Below are 22719 nucleotides of genomic sequence, written 5' to 3'. Positions count from 1 at the left end.
CATGGAGACGGCTCTCCGTCATGCGAGGAAGACATCGTCGAAGTCGCCGGAAATGCCCATCGCCGTCGTGATCACGTTGTTGAGCCGCTTCGTGGTGTAGGTCGGGAAGCTCATCTGGATCAGAAAGATATATGGCATGTCGTCCACCGCAATACGCTGGAACTCCGACAGCAACTTCTGGCGCTCGCCGGGGTCCGTGGCATAACGTGCCTTGACCATCAGCTCATCGACACGCGGATTGCTGTAGCCGCCGACATTGTTGAACGCGACATTCCTGATGTTTTCCGAGGTGAAATACTGCTCCAGACCAATATTCGCATCGCCGACCTGATAGATGTAGTTGATCGACGTCTCATAATCCCACTTCGCCATGCGGGCCGTGTGCCCGCCTGCATCAGTCGTATCCATGGTCACGTTGATGCCGATCTTCTGCATCGATGCACGGAAATATTCCGACAGGCGCGTCCAGACCTCGCCATAGGGCAGCGGCATGTGGCGGATCGTGAAACGCACCCCCGATCCGTCCGCCTTGTGACCGGCCTCGTCGAGCAGCTTATTCGCGGCCGCAATATCGAACGGCGGCAGCTTGACCGAAGCGTCGTAGAACTTGGTCGTCTCGCACATCGGACCGGTCGCAACCTTGCCACTGTTGAACCACAGCTTCTGCAGGATGAAGTTGCGATCCATTGCCATGCTCATGGCGCGGCGCACACGCACATCATCGAGCGGCTTGACGCGCTTGTTGATGTCGATCCAGGCGAGCGGCCCGTAATATTCCCAGCCCTTCAGGGTTACCGACAGATTCGGCTGGGCCTGGAAACGCGGCAGATCGAACGGCTCGATATCGTTGCCACCGGCAAGCTGTACCTGCCCCGATTGCAACGCGACAGCGCGACTCTGGCTGTCCGGCACGATCCGGTAGACGATTTCGTCGAGATAAGGCTGGTTCGGCTTCCAGTAATCCTCGTTGCGACGCAACCGGATGAAGCTGCCACGCTGCCATTCGACGAGCTTGAACGGACCCGTACCGACCGGCTTCGCATTGTTCGGATTATTGCGCAGATCAGCGACGTCGTAGAGGTGCTTCGGCACGATGGTGAAACCGGTGGCGCCAAACCCGTACATGAACGGCGCGTACGATTCTTTCAGAGTGATCACGACGGTGTATGGATCGGGGGCCTCGGCCTTCTGGATGCGCGCGAACACAATGCGCGCCCGCAGCGACAGCGTCATCCAGAACTTCATCGCGGAGAAGATAACGTCGTCGGCCGTCATCGGCTGACCGTCATGGAACTTGACGTTCTCCTGCAGACGGAATGTGTAGACCTTCTTGTCGTCGGAAATCGTCCAGCTCTTCGCCAGCACCGGCACGAAGTCGAGCGTCGGCGAGTACGTGAACAGCGGCTGGAAGATCTTGCTCACCACCGTCAGCGTCGGCCCCTGGGCATTAACGCCGACCATCAGCACCGGTGGCTCTGGCGTCAGCAGGCTGGTCAGCGTGCCGCCGCGCTTCGGCGCGATGCCCTGCGCGATCGCATCATCGACGCGCATCAGAAACGGAGCAACGGCAGCAGCCGCAACGCCCGCCTTCAGCAGCGCGCGGCGCGAAGGCCCAGATGCTGGCGATGGAATATCGCCATTCAGTTCCTGAGACTTCGTTTCCTCGCTCCACCACGATGTAAAGTCACTCATTTCCCTGCCTCCTCAAATTGGTTTAGTTCTCAATTCCAGACGTATCGGTTCGCTCAAGAATGGTCGGCCAACATCAATCACCGGGTCGGCGTGCGCGTTCGAGCACCATATTCGCGAGAACGTGCTGTCCTGCCCTTCGCGGCGGGCAAAGATGTTGCCAATCTTATCGACAGTAACAGCTAGACCCGCCTCCTTCGCCCAATGGACGAACAGGTTGCGACCGTCGCGATCGGCATCGGACAGCGACGTACGATACGAACCACCATTGGCAGTGGCCCCGATGGCTGCCATCGTCATGATGTCCGACCATAAGCGATCGCCGTCTACCTTGACCGTCATCGGAAGTTTTCCGTTACCTCGATTTTCAAAGTCAGCACGCGGGTTCGATGCCGCACCATTGCGCGACAAAATTCGCGATCGTCTTGGTCGTCTCCCGCAGCGACTCCAGATTCAGGCGCTCGTTAAAGCCGTGGATGCGCTCGCCGACGGGGCCGTAGCAGAATGCGGGAATGCCGAAGTGACGATCGTAGAAGCGAGCGTCATTCAGGGAAGTCGCCAGCCGGCGCGTCAACGGCTTGTCCGTCACCGCCCGGTGCGCATCTTCGAGAACATGCCGAATAGCGGGATCGTCTCGCATCACATAACCGTGCGAAAGGTAGCCCGACCACTCGATCTCGGGCGGATTGTTGGCGAGGAAGGGCATCTTGGCCGCAGCCGCCATGACGCAGGCGACGATGTCTTCCTGACAAGCCTCGACGCTCCAGTCCGGGAGTAGTCCGATGCGACAGTCCACCTCGCACCAGGACGGCACGCTCGATGCCCAGTCGCCGCCGTGAATAATGCCGGGATTAAAGTTCAGGGGATGCTCGACCTCGCCATAGATGGGATGGCCAGCCGCCCGCTCGTTCCAGCTATCCTCAAGCCTTTCGAGCGCGCGCACCATTTCCATGGCAGCCTTGATGGCATTGAAGCCTTCGCCGGCATGCGAGACATGCGTCGGCTCGCCGGCGACACGCAGACGAAACCAGATGACGCCAAGGCAGACATCACCGAAACGTTGTCCCGTAGGCTCCGGAAGCAGTGCGCAGTCCGCGCGATAACCGCGCTGTAGTGCCGAAAGGGCGCCGACGCCCGTGCTTTCCTCTTCGATCACCGACTGGAAGTGGACGCGCCCCTGCAGCCGGAAGCCGGCTTTCCGGATCGCCTCGACGGCATAGAGCGCGGCCAGTGTCCCGCCCTTCATGTCGGCGGCGCCGCGGCCGTGTAGCCAGCCATCCTTGATCACAGGCTGATAGGCCGGCGATTGCCACATCCTCGCCGGGCCGGCCGGCACGACGTCGCAATGTCCTTGTAGAATGATGGAGCGGCCCGTCTCCACGTCCGGCTTGAGCGTGCCGACCACCGTTCGCGCATGCGAGAAATCGTGGCTGATGACGCCGAGATCCGGGAGGCCCGCGAGTTCCGTCAGATCGATCTGCCAGTCATCAACGACGTAGCCCCGCGCACGAAGTTCGCCCGCCATGAAATCCTGGGCGGGCCATTCGGCACCGCGGGTGCTCGGGATCGAAACGAAACGCTTGGTCCGTTCGACCTGGTCTTCGAAATCCCGATCGACGACATCAGCGATCTTCCTGCTGTCCTGGTCAGCGAGCGACATCTATCCTCCTGTTCGTTGCTTCACAATCTGGTCAAATGACCAAATCTAGTCAAGCGACCAATTTTAGGCAGCCTTGCTGACATTTTGGGCTTCTGGGGGACGGCCGGCGCTGCGGCGATTTGACATAACCCGGCGCATCGCCGAAACACCCTGCCTATGAAGACCGTGAAGACGAAGAGCGAAGTCACCCGAGCGCAGATCATCCAGGGAGCGTTGCTAGCTCTGGAGAAGACTGGCGTTATCGGCACGACGACCAGAAAGATCGCGGCGGAGGCGAATGTCCAGCTCGCGACGCTGCACTATCATTTCGAGAGCAAGAGCGCCCTTCTTGTCGCCGTTCTCGAAGCACTGATCGACGAGATCGCCGAACGACTGCGCGAGGACCGAGGAGAAACCGAGCCCAACCTGGACGAACGCATCGAGATACTCATCCGCGGCACTTGGCGATCGATCATGCAGTCGCAGACGCGGCAAATCGTTCAATATGAATTAACGCTCTACGCGCTCAGGGAAGGAGCGCAGTGGTTGGCCGACCAGCAGTACGAAGCGTATCTGCGACTGTACCGGGACCAGCTAGCCAGCAAATCGGGTAAACCCGAACTCTCCTTACAGAGCTATACCGTTCTGGCTCGCTTCATTCTCGCGGGCATCGACGGTCTCATTCTGCAGGAGCTTGTGAAGCCCAATCGCAGCAGATCTGTTCGAGCTATCGAAGCGCTTATCCATGGCTCCAAACAACTCGCCCAGAAGCTTTTGCGAGAGGCCTAGTTCATGTTCGACCAGAGGGGCACTCGGTCTCCGATTGCTTCATGTCCGTTTTTCGCCAAAAAAGGCGCGTCACTCTGTGACGCGCTCTAACACCAGAATCCAACATGCGTTCGTGAACGCTTACATTACCGCATGCTCCAGCCGATGCAGCATGTAGTCGACTTCCTCGCGCGCCTTCGCCGAGAGGGCGGAGCCGGGTTTGCGCTGTGCGTCCGACGCCAGGAAGCCGCGCTTCATCATTACGTATTTACGTACGGCGAGGCCCACGCCCTGCTGCTGTTCGTATCGCAAGAGCGGCAAGTGCGCATCGAACAGATCATGCGCCTCGTCGCGTTTGCCGGCCTTCTGCAGCTTGACCAGCTCGACCAACATGTCCGGAAAGGCGTAGCCGGTCATCGCGCCGTCTGCACCGCGCTCCATTTCAAAGTCGAGGAATAGTCCGCCATTGCCGGTCAGAATCGAGATCGGCCGCAACGACCCTTCGGCCTGGAACGCACGCAGCGTCGATATCTTTTCAAGACCGGGCCAGTCTTCATGCTTGAGCATGACGCAGGAAGGATTCTCCTGCACGATCTGGCGGATGACTTTCGGCGTCATCTGCACCGACAGTGTCAAAGGATAGTCCTGGATCACGAACGGAATGTCGGATCCGATCGCTTCGATCGCCTGACGGTAGTAGCCGGTGATTTGATCGTCGGTACGCAGGCTCGGCACGGGAGCAATCATGACACCCGCCGCGCCATTCTCCATCACGGTCCGAGACAGCGCGCGCATCGCTGCGAAGCCAGGCGCCGAAACGCCGACGATCACCGGCAGTTTGCCGAAGCCCTTCACGAAATGCTTGGCGATCGCGATCGATTCCTCGGGCTCGAGCTTTGGCGCCTCACCCATGATGCCGAGCACCGTAACGCCGGTTGAGCCTGCCTTGAGGTATCCGTCGATCAACGTGCCGAGCGAGGTCTCATCAAGACGACCATCCGGATGAAACGGCGTGGGCGCGATGGGGAATACGCCAGAGGCGGTTGCGTCGAGAGCCATGATTTGATCCTTCAGATGCTTGCGATGAGACCGCCATCGACGCGGATGACCGAGCCATTGACGTAGGATGCGCGGGTGCTGGCGAGAAAGGCGACCACATCGGCATATTCTTGTGGCTCGCCATAACGGCCGGCCGGAATACTGGCGGTGCTCTCCGCAGACACGTCTTCGACCGAGCGGCTTTCGCGTTTCGCCTTCTGCTCGTCCAGGAAACGGATGCGACTTGTCGCAACACGGCCCGGTAACACGATATTGGCTGTGACGCCGTCACGTCCGACTTCGCGGGCCAGCGTCTTGGACCAGCCCACGAGCGACAGTCGCAGTGCATTCGAAATGCCGAGATTAGGAATCGGCGACACCACGCCAGACGATGTCGATGTCACGATACGCCCCCATTTGCGGGCGCGCATGCCGGGCAATACGCGGTCGGTCAGCGTGATAACCGACAGCACCATCTGTTCGAAACTCTTGCTCCACAGTGCCGGGTCCTGCCCGGCAGCAGGCGTCGGCGGCGGACCACCGGTATTGTTGATGAGAATGTCGATCGGGCCGAACACCGCCTCGATGGCACTGACGCGCGCATCCATCGCGGCACGATCGGCCAAATCGAAAGCGGCGGCCATCGCGTCGCCTCCACCTTGCTTGATCTCCGCGACGACACGATCAAGCGCGGGCGCGTCGATGTCGGCGAGCGCGACACCCGCGCCCTCACTCGCCAGCGTCTTCGCGATAGCGCTTCCAAGGCCGCCGCCGGCGCCAAGCACCAGCGCGACCTTGCCTTGAAGTCCGAGATCCATGTCCTGTCCTTTGTCGAGATGCGGAAGCGATATGCGTGCTGGCCTGTCAGTCCGGCCCTAGATTTGGGTCGGGCACGGCCACGCGTTGCAGGTAGTCGGCCTTGCTGGAATGCATGTGCTCGACGCAGAGCTGCGACAGCGCCCAGTTGTCGTTGCCACGCAGCAGTGAAATCATCATATCGTGCTGCTGGATCGACACCTGCAGCCCGTCGTGATCGGCAAGGTTCTTGGCACGCATGGGCAGTGTCAGGCCCATGTAATCCTGCAGCGATCGCACCAGATACGGGTTTCCGCACGCCGCAAACAGAGCGATGTGAAACGCGTCATTGGTGTCGTGAATGCCGCGCAGATTGCCGCGCTCTGCATGCCGCACATATTCTGCCTGAATGGCTTCGAGTTCCATGATCAACGACGTCTTGGCCGGCAACGGGATCATCAGTGCGGCCTGGCGCGTGAGCATCTCGCGCACTTCATAGATCTGCTTTACCTCGGCCGTTGAATAGGAACGCACCGTCGCGCCCACATTCTTCTCCCGCTGGACGATGCCGGTATGTTCAAGATGCACCAGCGCCTGGCGCACGAAGTGCCGCGAGGCGCCGTAGCGCTCCATCAGATTGTCTTCGATCAGCCGCCCGCCCGGCGGCAATCGGCCGAAGATGATATCCTCTTCGACCCGCCGGATGATCTCGGCCTGTTCATCGGCGCGTGACGTAATTTTGGCGACAGTCATCTGGCATTGCCTCCAGATGCTTCGCGTCCCGACAGCTTGTAGCAATCCTCGACCAAGCGCAAAGTTTGCAGGTTGTCCGCTGGAGAGGTCTCGAAAGGCGCGTTGCTTTGCAGCGCATTGACGAAATGCGCGATGGTCGCATCATAGGAACCCTGATAGGTCGCAGCGAGATCGTAGGCGCGTATCTCGCTTTGCGCACCCGTCAGCTTTAGCTGCGTACCTTCGAGCCGAATTGAACCGATCGTGCCAAGGATTTCGAGTTGATCGGCCTGCGATATCGGCGCGCCATGGGCCGCGAAGCTTGCGAACAAGGATACGCCCGCGCCGCTGTGGGATCGCATCTGGATCACGGCACCGTCTTCACCCGCAATATCCGGACATGTCTGGGTCAGTGCCGCCGCGGTCACATCCAGCGGGCCTAGCAGCATGCGCAAAGTATCGAGATGATGAATTAGCACTTCAGCTACCAACATTCGGGACTCGCCGCGCATGAAGGGCTGGCGCTCGATCGCGGGATATTGGCCGTTCGCATCGGGAATCGTGCCCGATGTCAGCAGCGTCAGCCGGGCAGCAGTCACCGCGCCGATACGACCGTCCCTGATCCACGATGCAGCATCGCGATAATATGCACGAAAGCGCCAGTTCTCATGCACCATCAGCCGGATGCGGCCGTCGACGTCACGAGCCAGCGCCTCGGCTTCTGCGAGTGTCGGGGCGAGCGGCTTCTGGCAAAGGACCGGCAGACCGCGATCGGCCACGAGGCGCACCAAAGGCGCATGGAAGGCTCGCGGCGCGGCAATATCGACCGCATCGAGTTCACATTCCGCCAGCATGTCTTCCGCGTGCGAAAAGCATCGCCTGATATCGAATTGCCGGGCGCGCGCGGTAGCGTTCTTCGAAGAGGGATCGGCGATCGCGACGACCGCAGCACGCCCCGCAAGCTTCTGCCAGGCCTGCAGATGATATTGCGTGACCCAGCCCGCACCAATCAATCCGATCCGCAACGGCTTGCTCATTGCCTGATATCCCGACGCTTCTCGCCGATGACGGCCCGGCCCGTCGTCGCGTCGAACACAAAGACCGCATTGGCCGGGAAATACAGATCGACGGTCTCGTCGATGGCGACAGGTACATGACGCGGCAACCGCGCCGTCCACTCCACGCCGGGTTCGATTTCGACCAACAGCAAGGTTTCCGCGCCCAGCGGCTCCACCGCGATCGTGCGCCCCCGCACATGGCCCGCAGGCTCATTGCCCAGCGCTGCCTTGTTGATATGTAAATCCTCGGCGCGCACGCCGATTGTCACTTTCTGGTCTGCCAGCTTGCCGAGCACCTCGGCTGACCAGCGCGTCAACGCCGTCTCGACGCTTGAACTGCGTGCCACATGGCCTTCATTGGCCGAAGTGACAACCGCCGTCGCCAGATTCATCGGCGGCGATCCGAGAAACCGCGCGACGAATGTATCGGCCGGCTCCCAATAGACATCCAGCGGCGCACCGATTTGCGCAACCCGTCCCGCATTCATGACGCAGATCCGCGTGCCCATGGTCATCGCCTCAACCTGATCATGGGTGACATAGATCATCGTCGATCCCAGCCGCTTGTGCTGCTTGATGATCTCGCTGCGGGTATTGACGCGCAAGGCCGCGTCGAGATTGGACAGCGGTTCGTCGAAGAGGAACACCATCGGCTCGCGCACCATTGCGCGGCCGAGCGCGACGCGCTGGCGCTGGCCGCCTGACAACGCGCTGGGCTTGCGCGCCAGCAAGGGCGTCAGGCCAAGAATATTCGCCGCATCCTGCACCCGGCGTTCGATCTCGGCAGCGGCGAAATTGCGCCGGCGCAGGCCGAAGGCGAGATTGTCCGCGACGCTCATATGCGGATAAAGCGCATAGGACTGAAACACCATTGCGATGTCGCGGTCCTTGGCAGGTACCTGATTGACGACACGATCGCCAATCGAGAGCTTGCCGGAGCTGATCTCCTCCAGGCCCGCGATCATGCGCAGTGTCGTCGACTTGCCGCAGCCTGAGGGCCCGAGCAGAACCATGAATTCGCCGTCGCCGATATGAAGATCGACCTTGTCGACCACCACCGGACCGGTCGGCCCATATTGTTTGGAGAGCTTGTCGAGGGTGACAACGGCCATGGCTGCCTCTTACTTGATTGCGCCGGCAGTCATGCCGCGAATGAGTTTCTCGGAGAAGAAGACGTAGACGATAATCACCGGAATGACGGAGATCATGACGCCGGTGGCGATCATGCCAATGTCCTGGAAGTGATCGCCCATGAAGGCACGAATGCCGACCGGCAGCGTGCGCTTGTCGGGGTCGGTGATCAGCACGACGGCAAACAAAAACTCGTTCCAGAGCTGGATGAAGTTCAGGATCAGCGTGGTGGCAATCGCCGGCATGCCGATGGGCAGCACGATGCGCCGGAAGATTTCGAGATCGCCGTAGCCATCGATCTTGGCAGCGTCGAACAGATCCTGCGGAATGCGCGCAAAGAATCCTTCCAGCAGATAGACCGTCAGCGGCAACTGCAGCGACACATAGACTAGCGTCAGCCCGAGCAGGCTGTTGTAGAGATTGTAGTCGACCAAAATCTGATACAGCGAGATCAAGGTAATCTGCGGCGGGAAAATGATCGACGAGAACAGGATGCCGTAGACCAACCGGTTGCCGCGGAAACGATAGCGCGCCAGCGCATGCGCTGCTGCGGCGCCAAGCAAGGTCACAACAGCGACTGCACTCACCACGACGATCGTGGAGTTCCAGAAATAGGTCGCAAAATCGGAATCGACCCAGGCGATCCGGAATTGCTCCCAATGGAATACTTTCGGCCACGCATAATGGTCTGCGCTGATCTCGGCGGTGGTCCGTACCGACATCGTGGCCAGCCACAGGAACGGACCCAGCGTGTAGATGGTATAGAGACCCAGCACGAGAGCGAGCGCTCCGCGGCTGAAGAAACGCGGCAATGGCGCGCGCTCCGCAAGCATGGCAGCCACGATCAGTACTCCAGACGTTCGCGGGTCGCCAGAAGGCGATTGAGGATGATGACAGCGGCGCAGACCACCACGAACCACACCGACGCGATGGCGGAGGGATAGCCGAGATCAAAGGTGTTCCAGTTAAAAGCGCGCTTGTAGACGTAGGTGGATACGGTTTCGGTCGCCCATAGCGGACCGCCCTGGGTCATGATCCAGACCAAGTCGAAGATCTTCATCTTGCCGATGAAGGCAAGAATATAAAGGTTCAGCAATGTCGGCCGCAGCATCGGCACGATGACGTAGCGCAGCTTGGCACCCCAGCCGCAATTGTCGAGTTCGGAGGCTTCCAGCACCTCGCGCGGCAACGAATGGATCGCGGCGAGACAAACCACCATGTTGAAGCCCGCCCATTTCCAGGCATGGGTCACGATCAGGGCGCCGAGCGCTAAATTTGGATCGCCGAGCCAGGACGACGCCAGTGCCCCAAGTCCGACGGCGCGCAACATCGCATTAAGGATTCCCCAATCGTAGTTGAAGATCCACATCCACAGAATGGCGACGACGACGTAAGACAGAAGGACCGGCGTGAACCACGCGACCCGCAGGAAGCGCGCGGCAGGAACGCCCGCATACAGCGCCAGCGCGAGCAGCAGGCCTGTCACGACATCGAGCACGGGCGCGATGAACGACCAGATGAATGTGTTCCGCACCGACACCCAGAACGTCTCGTCGGACATCAGCGCGCGATAGTTATCCAGGCCGACGAAGGTCGCATTGAGACCTTCGATGGTGAAGAAGCTGTCATAGAAAGTTCGAAACGCCGGATAGGCGGTCAGTCCGATATACACCGCCAAGGCCGGCGCCAGAAAGACGGTCAGCACCCACCAGCTTGCCCGGCGCGGATCGGCCAGCGAGGGGGCTGCGTGCTGAGCCCCCTCCTCGGCAGCGGATGGAATGCTGATCGATGTCATCGTGTCCACTCAGCTCTTGAAGCAGGCGCTGTCCATCTTCTCCGCAGCTTCCTGAACGCTCAGGAGGCCGGCCGGAAAAGCGTTGTTCATCACCTGGGTGTAGGTCTCCGCGCACTTGGCGCGGTAATACAGCAGCGGCGTGCCGAAGAAGTATTTGACGTTCTTGTTGCGTGCATTGAGCTCCGCAAAGTAGTCCTTGCGCGGGCTGTTGATCTTGGCTGGGTCGGATTTCAGGCCGGTCTGCAGCGAGACCTGCTCCATCCACTTGGTTCCGTTCTCGACGGTGGCCATGGATTTCATGAGCGCACCGGCGCAATCCTTGTTCTTGCTCTTCGAATACATCACGAAGCTGCCGGCGACGGCGAGCGTCTTGCAGTCCGGACAAGCGCCCTTGTCCATTGCCGGAAACTGCATGATGCCGAGCGGGAAATTGGCCGGCATGCCGCCACCTTCCGGTGGCGCAAAGGCGCGACCGGTGAACCAGCTCGGATCCGGGAAGGTCAGCGCGCCCGGCGTATTGTAGAAGTAGAAGTGGGACTCACCGAGCTTCAGCGTGGAAAAACTCTTCGGATAGGCGCCGGCATCGACCAGCCCCTTCATCCAGGTCATGACTTCAACGACGCGCGGATCCTTGAACGACAGCCCACCATTGAGCAGCTTGCCATAGTCCTCGGTACCGAGCTTGCGCAGCAGCGACTCGAACAGAAGCAAGCCACCCGGGAACGGACGATCGCCGACGCCTTGCGACACCGGGGTGATGCCGGCGGCAACGCCCTTCTTCACCAGATCGGTGAACTGCTCCTGCGTTAGCTGGAACGACGCCGGTACATCCACGCCGACCTTCTTGACCGCGTCCTTGTTGTAGTAAAGCTCGACCGTATAGGCCTCGACCGGCAGGCCGTAGACCTTGCCCTTCGATGTCCAGGCCGGTTTCGACCAGTCCTCGTACTGCGCCAGATCGACATAGCTATCCAGCGGTTCGAGGAAGCCTCCGGCGAGAAATTCCGGCTGATCCGGTTCCATGTAGAAAATGTCGGGCGCCTGCCCGGTCCGCACCGCCGATTTGGCCTGGGTGTACAGATCCGCCTTCGGGATGAAGCTGAGCTTGACCGAGCACTGCTTGTTCGCAGCCTCGAAGTCCTTCACCCGCGTCGTCACCCAATCCTTCTTGGCGGGCTCGTCGGGCCAGTTGCTCCACATCGTGATCTGCGTGGCCTGCGCAAAAGCGGGAGCAGCGCTCGCGATGGTGGCGGCCGCGACGACCGCAGCCAGTCCAATTCTCCGTGCCGTCATGGTGATCTCCTCCGGATGTCTGTTTTTTATTGGGCCGGACCCTGGAACAGGTTCAGTCATATTGTCAATAATAAATATCTAACATGGCGATATGAGGGATTATATCCGCCGCATCCAATCAGATTATTGACAATATCCATGGCGCCAGCGATGTAACGAAGAAAATCGGCTTTGGTGGCCGCAGGGGAAACGACATGTCCAAAGGGCTTCGCAAAGGGCTGACCAACTATGGCGACGCGGGATTTGCGCTATTTCTGCGCAAGGCGTTCATCAAGGCGATGGGCTATTCCGACGATGCGCTGGAGCGCCCGATCGTCGGAATCACCAACACTTACAGCGACTACAATCCGTGCCACGGTAACGTCCCTGCCATCATCGAGGCGGTGAAGCGCGGCGTGATGCTGGCCGGCGCGATGCCCATGGTGTTCCCGACCATCTCGATCCACGAAAGTTTCGCGCACCCCACCTCAATGTTCCTGCGCAACCTGATGGCCATGGACACCGAGGAGATGATCCGCGCGCAGCCGATGGACGCCATCGTGGTCATCGGCGGCTGTGACAAGACGCTGCCGGCACAGATCATGGCCGCGGCATCCGTCAATCTGCCGACGGTGGTGATCCCTGTCGGCCCCATGGTCGTTGGTCATCACAAGGGTGAGGTGCTCGGCGCCTGTACGGATTGTCGCCGCCTCTGGAGTGCGCACCGCGCCGGCGAGATCGACGCCGAGGAAATCGAGATAGTCAACGAACGCCTCGCGCCCTCCGTTGGCACCTGCATGGTGATGGGCACCGCCAGCACAATGGCCTGCGTCACGGAAGTGCTGGGCCTGTCGCTGCCGATGAGCGCGACCATCCCTGCCCCGCACGCCGAACGTTTCCGTCTCGCCGAAGCAAGCGGCAAGCGCGCCGCCGAAATGGCGGTAAGCGGCGGACCACGTCCCTCGGAATTGCTGACGCCTGCGGCTTTCCGTAACGCCACCGTTGTCATGCAGGCGATCGGCGGCTCTACCAACGGCATCATTCATCTCACCGCGATCGCCAACCGAACACCGCATGGCTACGATCTCGACATGCTCGACGAGATCGGCCGCATTGCGCCCGTGCTGATCGATCTGAAACCGTCAGGTGCGCACTACATGGAGCATTTCCATCACGCTGGCGGCGTGCCCAAGTTGCTTGCAGAACTTGGCGACCTTATCGATGGCAGCGCGCCCACCATCGCAGGCAAGACACTGGGCGAGATTGCGGCCGAAGCTGAGATCGTCCCCGGTCAGGACGTCATCCGGCCGCGTAGCAATCCGATCAAGGCCGAAGGCTCCATGGCCGTGCTCTACGGCAACCTCGCGCCCGGCGGCGCGATCATCAAGCGCTCGGCTGCGACGCCCCGGCTGCTGCAGCACACCGGCCGCGCCGTAGTGTTTACCTCTGTCGAGGACATGGCACTACGGATCGACGATCCCGATCTGGACGTAACGGCCGACGACGTTCTGGTGCTACTGAACACCGGCCCCAAAGGCGCACCGGGCATGCCGGAAGCGGGCTATCTGCCGATCCCCAAAAAGCTCGGCCGACAAGGTGTGAAGGACATGGTACGCATTTCAGATGCCCGCATGAGTGGCACTGCATTTGGCACCATCGTGTTGCATATTACGCCCGAATCCGCGGTGGGCGGTCCGCTCGGGCTAGTTCGCAATGGTGATCAGATCAAGCTTGACGTCGATGGGCGGTCCATCAGCCTCCTGGTCGATGAAGCCGAACTCGACAGGCGCCGCGCAACGCAGGCAACGGTTCATGCAAATCTGCCTGACCGCGGATACGCTCGCCTATTTCAACAGACGGTGACCCAAGCCGATGAAGGCTGCGACTTCGATTTCATGATCGCGAAGAAAAACTGATTGATCGTCTTATTCTAAGATAACGAAGGCGATGTCCGCTTTGTGCCAGAAGAAGTCATAGGCACAGCTCTGCACTTTAAGTCAGCAGCCCGAAAGCGCGGTTACGCCTGGCGTCGCCGTGGCACCCGTGGCATTGGCAGCCGCCATCATGCCGGGGGCGGCAAGGTTCATCGAGACGGTCTCGTTGCAGGCCGTCGCGTTCGGTGTAGGCATCGTCGCCGACGGAGCGATACTGGTGTCGCCGAGGATGGCAGTCGGCGCCTCAAGCGTGCCGGGCAGGACGCTGGAAATCAACGGAGTGGTGAGCGGCAACGATGAAGGGTCGCTTGGGCTGGTATTCCCGTTCAGGACACAGCTGCTGGAGTCCAGCGGGCTACCAACCGGCGTGGTCGGGGTGGCCGTACCGGTCGCGCTACCGAGATTCGTCGTCGAGATCGTTCCCAGGGCGGCCGCGGGTGTCGCCGCACTTGGCGCTGTGGTTGGCGCGCAATTGATAACGGTACCCGGCGTTGTCGGATCCGACGCCAGCGGCACCGGAGCCAGGCTGGTATCTGCCGCTCCCGGAAGCGTTGCCGCGGAGAACGGACTCGGGCCGTTGAGCGGCGAGGAAACCATCGTACCAGGAGTGGTTGGAAGCCCCATCGACGTCGTGCCCATGGTCGAGACCTGCGCCAGAACCGCGTCGCAGCCTAACAGCGATAGCATCAAAACGCCCAACAGTCGCATCATCGCTACGTTTCCTTTCCTGCTCACACCGCCTGCTTGTGGGCCTTCACCTTCTGACCTTCCGCCAGATTCACCATCGGATTCAGCACCACCTGGTCGCCGGCCTTGATGCCATTGCGTACTTCGACGGAGGTGCCAAAATCGCGCGCGATGGTGATCTTGTGCATATGGACGATGCCATTCTCCGCAACGGCCACTTGCGTGCCATCGGCGTTGAAGATCACGGCATCTGCCGGCACGATAAAGGCAGGCGTCTTGCGCGGAACATGCAGGTCCACGGTGCAATAGATGCCCGGGCTGAGCGCCCCATCCGGGTTGGGGATGTCAACTTCGGTCAACAACGTCCGGCTACCGGGCTGCAACGCAGAGGCGATCCGCGTGACCGTGCCGTCAAACACCCGATTGGGAATTTCTGGAACGTGGACGCTCGCCTTCACGCCGGGCGTCACTCCGAATGCCGCGTCCTGCGGCACGAATAGCTGAACGCGGACGACATTGCTGTGCATCAGCGTATACATGAACGTGGATCCGGACTGAACCAGGCTGCCATTATCGATATTGCGTTGGGTGATGACGCCGTCAAACGGCGCGATCACCCGCTGATAAGCCTTCTCCTGCGTGAGTATCCGAATTTGCGCCTCTTGCGCGGCGATGTTGGACTGCGCGACTCCGACCGCCGCCTGCTGGGCTGCCAGCGTCAGCCGGTCGTTGTCGCCCTGCTGCAGCGTCAGCCAGCCCTGTTTCACGAGCCTGCTGTCGCGGCCGTTGGTGGCATCCGCGAGATCGCGACTGGCCTGAGTCTGCTGCAACGCAGCCTGGTTCTGTTTCAGCGTGGCCTGGGCCTGAGTGATCTGATGATCGAGTTCCGGCGCGGTGATCTCGGCCAAAAGGTCGCCAGCCTTGACCCGATCGCCGATGTCTACATAGCGTTTTTCAACATAGCCGCTGGTGCGGGCAAAGATATTCGCCGCTTCGAACGCCGTGGTGGTGGCCGGCAGCGAAATGTCGTTGCTGCCGGTGCTGTCGCTGATAACCGCGACCTTCACGTCCGGGACGAGATCGCGGAGCTCCTTCGCCGTGTCCGCAACAGCCTGCTGCGCCTGCTGGTGCCGCCAGAAGCCGAAGCCGAGACCGCCGCCGAGTAACAGCAGGACCGCCAGAACCAGCATCAGCCGGGCCTTGGAGCGAGGCCGCACCGGCGGCGGATCCGCCTGCCGATTTACCACGGACGGCTCCTCCTGGGTTCGCGCCTCATGCAACCTCTGAATCCCGGTCATGAACTAGCCTCCTCAAAGACGCCGTGTTGCGGCTGGCCGTCGACGCGTTTGCGCAATAGCGAAAACAAGTACGGCACGATCAAAAGCGTGGTCGGCGTCGCAAACAGCAATCCACCGATCACCGCGCGGGCGAGCGCTGCGTTCTGTTCCTCCCCGGCGCTGCCGATCGCCATCGGAATCATGCCGACGATCATCGCCGCCGCGGTCATCAGCACCGGCCGGATCCGGGTGTGGCCGGCGCTGATTGCGGCCTCGAACGCAGAATGGCCTGCGAGTTGCTGCTCGCGCGCGAAGGTAACCAACAGGATCGAATTCGCCGACGCCACGCCGACCGCCATGATCGCGCCCATCATCGACGGCACGTTCAGGGTGGTACCCGTGATGAACAGCATGGTGACGATGCCGGCCAGGGTCGCCGGCAGCGCCAGCATCACGACGAAGGGATCGCTGAAGTTCTGGTAGTTTACCACCATCAGGAGATAAACGAACACAGCAGCGAACAGCAAACCGATGCCGAGGTTGACGAAGGCATCGTTCATGCTCTGGATCTGGCCCAGTACGACAATGCTGTTTCCGGGCTTCATCTCCTTCTGCAAATCGGCCGTTACCTTGTTGATGTCGGCGGAGATCGCGCCGAGGTCGCGGCCTTGCGCGCTGGCATAGACGTCGTAAACCGGCTGCACATTGGCCTGGTTCAGGTTGGTGGGCAGCGGTTCGCGCTTGAAGGTCGCGACGTTGCTGAGCATTCCCGGCACCGGCTGGCCTCCGACGGTCAGCGTGCTCGACACCGGCGTATTGCCATAGGCGTTGAGCGAATTGAGTCGGTACTCGGGTGTCTGCACGGCGAGATAATAGGGAATTCCAGATGCCGGATCGGTCCAGAAGTTCGGCGACACCTGCGACGAGGAACTCAGGCTGACATTGATATTCGTCGCGATCGTACTGGCATTGAGTCCCAGCTGCGCCGCGCGGGTACGGTCGATCTCGGTATAGAATGACGGCGCGTCAGTTTCCTGCTGAAGATGCGCGTCGACAATGCCGGGGATCGCTGCGATGCGCTCCCGCAGCTTCTGCGCGATGGCAAGGTCACCGGGGTCGTAGCCGACGGTCCGGACGTCGATCTGCGCCGGCAGCCCGAAATTCAAAATCTGCGTTACGATATCGGCGGCCTGGAAGTAGAACACGTCATTGGGAAATGCCGCAGGCAGCACCTCGCGCAGCTTGCGAACGTAGTCGGCGGTCGGCTTGTGACCTTCTTTGAGCTGCACCTGGATAATGCCGTCATTGACACCGATGGTCGAGCCATCGGTAAAGGCAAGATTATAGGGGCGAGCAGGCAGGCCTATATTGTCGACGATCAGACTGCGCTCGCTCTCCGGAACGATCTGGCGGATCTTGTCCTCCACCTGTTGAAAGATTTTTTCGGTGGCGTCGATCCTCGTGCCGGCGGGGGCACGGACGTGGAGCTGGATCTCGCCGCCGTCGATGAGCGGGAAAAAATCGCGGCCGACCGAGACCAGCATAACGCCGCCGAGACCGATGATCAGCACTGCAGCCACCGGCACGACGACGCGATTCTTGAGCAGCTGGGTCAGCAGCGCGACGTAACCAGTACGCATCCGCTCGAAGCCGCGCTCGAACGCACCCGACAGCCGCGCGAACAGCCCCTTCGGACGGCCATCGTCTGGGCCATGCTTCTCATACCGCAGCAGCAGCCCGATGGTGATCGGGGTGAGCGTCCGCGACAGGCCGTAGGATGCCAGCATGGCGAATACGACCGCCAAGCCAAGCGGCGTGAACAAATATTTTGCCGGGCCGTCGAGGAACACCACCGAGGTGAAGACGCAACTGATAGCCAGCGTCGAGACCAGCGTCGGGATCGCGATGCCGGCTGCGCCATGCAGGGTCGCGTCCGGCAGCGCCATGTGCTCCTCGGTCAGAAGCCGATGCGTGTTCTCGATCGTTACCGTGGAATCATCGACCAGAATGCCAACCGCGAGCGCGAGGCCGCCGAGCGTCATCGTGTTGAGCGTCTCGCCGAGGAAATACAACACCACGAGCGACGACAGGATCGCCAGCGGGATCGAGATCATCACCACAAGCGTTGAGCGCCATGATCCCAGAAAGAGCAGGATCATCAGTGCCGTCAGGCCGGCAGCGATCGCGCCTTCATGCAGCACGCCCGTCACCGATGACTTGACGAATACGGACTGATCGAACAACTCGTTGATCTTTAACCCTGCGGGCGCTGCTGCCCGCGCCTGTTTAAGCACGTCCTTGACTGCGTTGACTACGGTCAGCGTCGAGGCATTACCGTTCTTGATGATACTCAACAGCACCGAACGCCGGCCGTCCTGACGCACGATATTCTGCTGCACTGCCGACCCGTCGCGAACCTGGGCAACGTCCTTCAGAAAGATCGTCGCGCCGTTGACAAACTTGACCGGGATCATGTTGAGGTCAGCGATGCTGGCGGGCGTCGCGTTTGTACGCATCGTATACTGCTTGTCACCAATCTTGGCGGTTCCGGTCGGCAGTGTCAGATTCTGAGTGTTGACCGCGTTGACGACATCGAGCGGCGTCAGTCCACGCGACAGCAGCTTGTCAGGATCGAGATCAACCATGATCTGGCGATACTTGCCGCCAGCCGGGGTAGGTAGCGTCACGCCATGCACCGGCGCCAGCTGTTGTCGGATTCTGTAGATGCCGAAATCATACAGCTGCTGTTCGTTCAGCGTATCGGAGTTGAGGCTGAGCTGCAGCACCGGGACGCTAGAGGCATTGAACTGCACCACGATTGGCGGCTGGATGCCAGGCGGCATCAGCGCGCGGATCGCATTTGTAGCCGAAACGATCTGCGAAATTGCGAGGTCGAGATTGACGTCGGGTTGGAAGTAAATCTTCTGGATCGAGAGCCCGTTCAGAGTCTGTGCTTCGATATTCTTGATGCCGTTGACGTTGGCGCTGATGGAGTACTGGCTGTAGGTCGAGACCCGATCTTCCATCTCAGGTGTCGAGAGACCCGTATAGCTCCAGATCACCGTTACGACGGGAATTCGGATCTCTGGAAAAATGTCAGTCGGCATTGAGCGGATGGCAACGCCGCCGAGAAACAGAATCAGCACCGCCACCACGTAATAGGTATACGGAAATCTCAGTGCAAACCGCACGATGCCCATTGCTCGCTCCAAGATTGTCCGTACGTGGAAGAGTTCTGCGACTGCTCCTAAGCGCCGCGTGAAGGCTGAACATCAGCAGCGGCAGATGTTCAGCGACTTGTCGAGCTGCTCGTCCAGCAGATGCTGCTGCGCATCGTACTTCGAAAGTCGCTGCTGTTCGTCCGCGTTCGCATCTTCGTCTGACAGAAAGCCATTCGGGGTCGGCTGGGCGTGTCCCACCGGAGCCGGCAGAGGTTTCGATGCAATGATCGCATCACGAGCCATTGCAGCATTCGGAGCTGCCGCAACGGCGATCGAGGCGAGGAAGACTGCTAACACCACAGGCATGAGATTTGAGCGCATTGGATTATTCCTTCCTTGACGCCCGACCGGATTGGCAATCCAGCGGCGTGCGACTGTTGGGTCTTTGGAAGAAATAATGATGCGATGCGGCGGGCCAACTAAATAACGATTTAGGAAACGGCGCACCGGGCAACGGACAGCAATCTCGCAGTGATGTGATCGCGGTCTAGACTTCTATCTCGGAAGCGTTAGGGAATCCGATTTCGATCACGCACCCCGCACCCGAAAAGATCGTCAGGCGAAAGCCATGCAATTTGGCAATCGTGGCAACGAGATTGAGGCCGAGGCCAAGGCCTGGTGTCTTGCGAAACGCATCGGAGCGGTAGAACCGCCGCAGCACCGCGCTACGCTCGTGTTCGCCTATCCCCGCGCCGGTGTCCGTGATGCGCAGGATACTCTCGCCGTCGCCGGACACCGTCGTGATCTGGACCTGCCCACCCCGCGGCGTGAACTTGACGGCGTTATCGACCAGATTGGCGATCGCTTCCATCAGCAGGTCACGATCGCCCTCGACGACCGGGGCATGAACGATATCGGTGCGCAGCGTGATACCCTTGTCTTCTGCGATCGGCGCATAGAGATCGCGGACCTCGTGCAGCAGTTCCTCCAGTGCGACCTTGCCGAATCCAGTGGAGCGACGGCTGTTCTCGATCTCGGCCAACCTCAGCAGCGCCGCGGCAATCGCCAGCGACTGGTCCATGCTCGCGATGGCCTTGTCGACCACAGATCGCAGTTCGGGCAGCGTCCTGGCGTTGTCCCTGCCACGCTCCAGGACCAGGCGTGCCCGGGTCAATGGGGTCCGCAGGTCGTGCGCGATGTCATTGCCAACTCCGGCAATCGTGTGGATCAGCGTTTCGATCTCGTCCAGCATACTGTTGACCATGCCGGCGAGTTGAGTGAACGGATCGCGGCCGCGGCCGCGATTGACAGGGAGCCGTTCGTGCAGACTGCCCGCCACGATGCGCTGAATGCGCTCATTAACGCCGGCGATCCGACGTTCGGCGCGCAGACTGAGCAGTACGCCGAGCGCAAGGCATAGCAGCAGAGCCGGGATCAGACCGAGAGCCAGAGCCTGGCTGACAACCATCGACAGCTGAATCGCCTCATCGACATAGCGGCCGATCACCAATACCTCGCCGTCCGGCAACTGCTGGCCGATAGCCTGAACGGTCAGTTGCTCCGGGCCGGCGGGGCGCTGCCTTATAATCTCGACGGCCTGCACCGTGGCGTCCAGCCGCAGCGTCGCCGGCGGGCGCTCGAGATTGCCGACGACCCGGCTTCCATCCGCCCGGAACAGGCCGATGAAATGCACGTCGCGCGAATCCTGGCTGAGTTGAAGATGAAGCGCCTCGAGCCTGCGTTCATTCGGCAATGCCGCCACCGTTTGCAACTGCAAGGCGATGACATGGTCGGAGCGGGTCACCAGTAGGCGGTCGGTCTTCCAGTAGATGAAGCCGAACAGGACCAGCACGAACAAAGAAAGCGCGACAGCCGCGACCGTAGCGGCGCGGAAGGTTGAACTACTCGCAAACTCGGCCAGATTCATCGCGTGAGCGGCCCGTGAGGGACATTTGGGCCGCCAACATAACGGATTTCCCGCGCTTGCGCGATTCGTCATCGTCCGCCGGAATGCCGCAATTCAGTGCGTTGCCAGCGCCGAGGCGCGGGTGTGACGTCGGTCGTGCGAAAGCTTGCGCGCCGCCGACTGCACCTTCTCGAACGCCCGCTGTTCGATCTGGCGGATCCGCTCGCGCGACAGCCCATAGTGCTGCGCGAGGTCTTCGAGCGTGTCCGGCTCGTCGGCGAGATAACGCGCCTCGAAGATGTGCCGCTCGCGCGCATTGAGCACATCGATCGCGCGCACCAGAACCTGACGGCGATGATCGATTTCGTCCTGCTCGACCGTGATCAGTTCTGGCGTGGGCGCCTGGTCGATCAGATAGTCCTGCCACTCGGCGGCACCCTCGTCATCGTGCACCAGTGCGTTGAGCGAAGCATCACCGCCGAGTCGACGGTTCATGTCGACGACGTCCTTCTCGGTCACGCCCAGATCGGTGGCTATCAGGGTCACCTGGTCGGGCCGCAAGTCGCCGCCTCCCAGCGCCGAAATCCTGCTCTTGGCCGAACGTAACTTGAAGAACAATTTCTTTTGACTCGCGGTGGTGCCGATCTTCACCAGCGACCATGAGCGCAGGATGTAGTCCTGGATCGCCGCACGGATCCACCACACTGCATAGGTGGAGAAGCGGAATCCCTTGTCCGGGTCGAACCCGTCAAGGGCCTGCATCAGACCGAGATTAGCCTCCGACGTGATCTCCGACAGCGGCAGGCCGTAACCACGATAGTTCATGGCCATCTTGGCGGCGAGGCGTAAGTGGCTGGTGACAAGTTGCTCTGCTGCGGTACGGTCGCCGTGATCGCGCCAACGTATCGCCAGCACGTATTCCTGCTCACGTTCGAGCATCGCAAAACGCCGGATATCGGTTAGGTAATTCAGGGCGGCGCCGGCTGCCGCGGGCGACCGCAGCCCGATCGGAGCCGCCAGACCAGGCGCCGGTGTGGAATACTCTGTCGACGTTCCATCGGTATTCATGTCGGCCGCTCCGCTACGATTGATCTGTTGCTGATCGATGTCCGGGGCCGATGTCACGGCCTTTGCGGACGATCCTGAAAAGATAGCGGTGGCGGTCGCGGGAACCATTAAATTACAGGTTAAGGATGTAAATTCGAATTCAGGTTCGGCTTACGGCACGAACGAGGCCGGCGTGACGTGGCTTCCGCAACGTCACGCCGGCGATGCCTTGCAGGACGGTTCGTCAGCTGCAGCCGGCGACCCAAGGATAATGGTGGGGATGCAGCGGGCCGTAAACATACGGACAGCCGTAGCCATAATCATCGTAGTAGCCTGGGAAGCCGAAGCCACGGCCGGTATGTCTGACGAGATGATGCCCGGTAAAGGCGTGCGATCCGAAGCTGTCTCCTGCGAAACGCTGGCCGCCTATTCCGCCGAGATGTTCGCCGCCGATTCCACCCACATGACCGGCGGCGATGCCTGCCATATGCCCGCCGCCGACGCCGGATCCGAAGCCGCCCATGTGACCACCACCGAAGCCGCCGCCAAAGCCGCCCATGTGGCCGCCACCGCCGCCGAAACCACCACCGTGGCCGCCACCTCCACCGCCGCCGCGTGCATCAGCGGCGGTGGCCACCAGGCTCAATGCCAGCGCAGCCGTTGCGAATACCTTGAATGTACGTCCTTTCATGATCTCATCCTTTCCATCGATGCCGCTGTAGCCATGAGCGCCCATACGGCGTCGAGGCAACAGCGCGATCTACGAAACATGGTGAGCGGACACGGCGAG

General features: G+C 60.8%; 20 protein-coding genes. 2 read left to right on the top strand and 18 right to left on the bottom strand.

Going from position 1 to position 22719, the window contains the following annotated elements; genetic code table 11:
- Positions 1–18 precede the first annotated feature (18 nt).
- From AB8A33_RS04260 to AB8A33_RS04250, 3 genes are read right to left on the bottom strand one after another with little or no spacing between them, the layout of a single operon-like run.
- A complete protein-coding gene (locus AB8A33_RS04260) occupies positions 19–1692 on the bottom strand; it encodes an ABC transporter substrate-binding protein (RefSeq protein ID WP_439091566.1) in 1674 nt (557 codons plus the stop codon).
- A 12-nt stretch (positions 1693–1704) separates the two neighbouring features.
- Complete coding sequence (locus AB8A33_RS04255; RefSeq protein WP_439091565.1) at positions 1705–2031, bottom strand: hypothetical protein; 327 nt, start codon at positions 2029–2031, stop codon at positions 1705–1707.
- A 31-nt stretch (positions 2032–2062) separates the two neighbouring features.
- Complete coding sequence (locus AB8A33_RS04250; protein ID WP_439091564.1) at positions 2063–3349, bottom strand: ArgE/DapE family deacylase; 1287 nt, start codon at positions 3347–3349, stop codon at positions 2063–2065.
- Positions 3350–3505: 156 nt separating this feature from the next.
- Between AB8A33_RS04250 and AB8A33_RS04245 the strand changes: the two genes are divergently transcribed.
- A complete protein-coding gene (locus tag AB8A33_RS04245) occupies positions 3506–4117 on the top strand; it encodes a TetR/AcrR family transcriptional regulator (RefSeq protein WP_439091563.1) in 612 nt (203 codons plus the stop codon).
- Between the two features lie 120 nt (positions 4118–4237).
- Here the strand turns inward: AB8A33_RS04245 and AB8A33_RS04240 are convergent, their stop codons facing one another.
- Genes AB8A33_RS04240 through AB8A33_RS04205 form a run of 8 tightly spaced genes read right to left on the bottom strand, consistent with a single transcriptional unit; the run spans position 4238 to position 11938 of the window.
- Positions 4238–5155: a dihydrodipicolinate synthase family protein gene (locus AB8A33_RS04240; protein ID WP_439091562.1), complete on the bottom strand. Its 918-nt coding sequence runs from the start codon at positions 5153–5155 to the stop codon at positions 4238–4240.
- Positions 5156–5166: 11 nt separating this feature from the next.
- Positions 5167–5952 carry an SDR family oxidoreductase gene (locus AB8A33_RS04235; RefSeq protein WP_439091561.1) on the bottom strand — a complete coding sequence of 262 codons (786 nt, stop codon included), beginning with the start codon at positions 5950–5952 and terminating at the stop codon, positions 5167–5169.
- 46 nt (positions 5953–5998) lie between these two features.
- Positions 5999–6682, bottom strand: a complete 684-nt coding sequence (locus AB8A33_RS04230; RefSeq protein ID WP_439091560.1) for a GntR family transcriptional regulator — start codon at positions 6680–6682, stop codon at positions 5999–6001.
- Positions 6679–7698, bottom strand: a complete 1020-nt coding sequence (locus AB8A33_RS04225) for a Gfo/Idh/MocA family protein (protein ID WP_439091559.1) — start codon at positions 7696–7698, stop codon at positions 6679–6681. Before AB8A33_RS04225 ends, AB8A33_RS04230 begins: the two co-directional genes overlap by 4 nt.
- Entirely contained in the window at positions 7695–8831 is a 1137-nt protein-coding gene (locus tag AB8A33_RS04220) for an ABC transporter ATP-binding protein (protein WP_439091558.1), read from the bottom strand. The genes AB8A33_RS04225 and AB8A33_RS04220 overlap by 4 nt, the downstream gene beginning before the upstream one ends.
- Positions 8832–8840: 9 nt before the next feature.
- On the bottom strand, positions 8841–9683 hold the full coding sequence (locus tag AB8A33_RS04215) for a carbohydrate ABC transporter permease (RefSeq protein WP_439095853.1): 843 nt from the start codon (positions 9681–9683) through the stop codon (positions 8841–8843).
- A gap of 11 nt (positions 9684–9694) precedes the next feature.
- Positions 9695–10645 (bottom strand): carbohydrate ABC transporter permease, encoded by a 951-nt coding sequence (locus AB8A33_RS04210; RefSeq protein ID WP_439091557.1) that lies wholly within the window; start codon positions 10643–10645, stop codon positions 9695–9697.
- 9 nt (positions 10646–10654) lie between these two features.
- On the bottom strand, positions 10655–11938 hold the full coding sequence (locus AB8A33_RS04205) for an ABC transporter substrate-binding protein (RefSeq protein ID WP_439091556.1): 1284 nt from the start codon (positions 11936–11938) through the stop codon (positions 10655–10657).
- Positions 11939–12132: 194 nt separating this feature from the next.
- Between AB8A33_RS04205 and AB8A33_RS04200 the strand changes: the two genes are divergently transcribed.
- On the top strand, positions 12133–13833 hold the full coding sequence (locus AB8A33_RS04200) for an IlvD/Edd family dehydratase (RefSeq protein WP_439091555.1): 1701 nt from the start codon (positions 12133–12135) through the stop codon (positions 13831–13833).
- A gap of 81 nt (positions 13834–13914) precedes the next feature.
- On the opposite strand, the gene AB8A33_RS04195 is transcribed toward AB8A33_RS04200, so the two are convergent.
- The 7 genes from AB8A33_RS04195 to AB8A33_RS04165 all read right to left on the bottom strand — a co-directional run bounded on the left by AB8A33_RS04195 (position 13915) and on the right by AB8A33_RS04165 (position 22620).
- Positions 13915–14562 carry a hypothetical protein gene (locus AB8A33_RS04195; RefSeq protein ID WP_439091554.1) on the bottom strand — a complete coding sequence of 216 codons (648 nt, stop codon included), beginning with the start codon at positions 14560–14562 and terminating at the stop codon, positions 13915–13917.
- A 20-nt stretch (positions 14563–14582) separates the two neighbouring features.
- Positions 14583–15836, bottom strand: a complete 1254-nt coding sequence (locus AB8A33_RS04190; RefSeq protein WP_439091553.1) for an efflux RND transporter periplasmic adaptor subunit — start codon at positions 15834–15836, stop codon at positions 14583–14585.
- The gene (locus AB8A33_RS04185) at positions 15833–19015 is read right to left on the bottom strand and encodes an efflux RND transporter permease subunit (protein WP_439091552.1); all 3183 of its coding nucleotides are present in this window, start codon (positions 19013–19015) and stop codon (positions 15833–15835) included. The genes AB8A33_RS04190 and AB8A33_RS04185 overlap by 4 nt, the downstream gene beginning before the upstream one ends.
- A 72-nt stretch (positions 19016–19087) precedes the next feature.
- On the bottom strand, positions 19088–19483 hold the full coding sequence (locus AB8A33_RS04180; RefSeq protein WP_439091551.1) for a hypothetical protein: 396 nt from the start codon (positions 19481–19483) through the stop codon (positions 19088–19090).
- A gap of 40 nt (positions 19484–19523) precedes the next feature.
- Positions 19524–20903, bottom strand: a complete 1380-nt coding sequence (locus AB8A33_RS04175) for an ATP-binding protein (RefSeq protein ID WP_439091550.1) — start codon at positions 20901–20903, stop codon at positions 19524–19526.
- A 93-nt stretch (positions 20904–20996) separates the two neighbouring features.
- A complete protein-coding gene (gene rpoH, locus AB8A33_RS04170) occupies positions 20997–21950 on the bottom strand; it encodes an RNA polymerase sigma factor RpoH (protein ID WP_439091549.1) in 954 nt (317 codons plus the stop codon).
- Positions 21951–22173: 223 nt separating this feature from the next.
- Entirely contained in the window at positions 22174–22620 is a 447-nt protein-coding gene (locus AB8A33_RS04165; RefSeq protein WP_439091548.1) for a hypothetical protein, read from the bottom strand.
- Between the last annotated feature and the right edge of the window lie 99 nt (positions 22621–22719).

Origin of the sequence: Tardiphaga sp. 813_E8_N1_3 (assembly GCF_051811025.1) — a bacterium.
Lineage (GTDB): Bacteria > Pseudomonadota > Alphaproteobacteria > Rhizobiales > Xanthobacteraceae > Tardiphaga.
The sequence above is the reverse complement of the archived record's forward strand: the minus strand, read 5'-3'. Positions and strand labels throughout refer to the sequence as shown.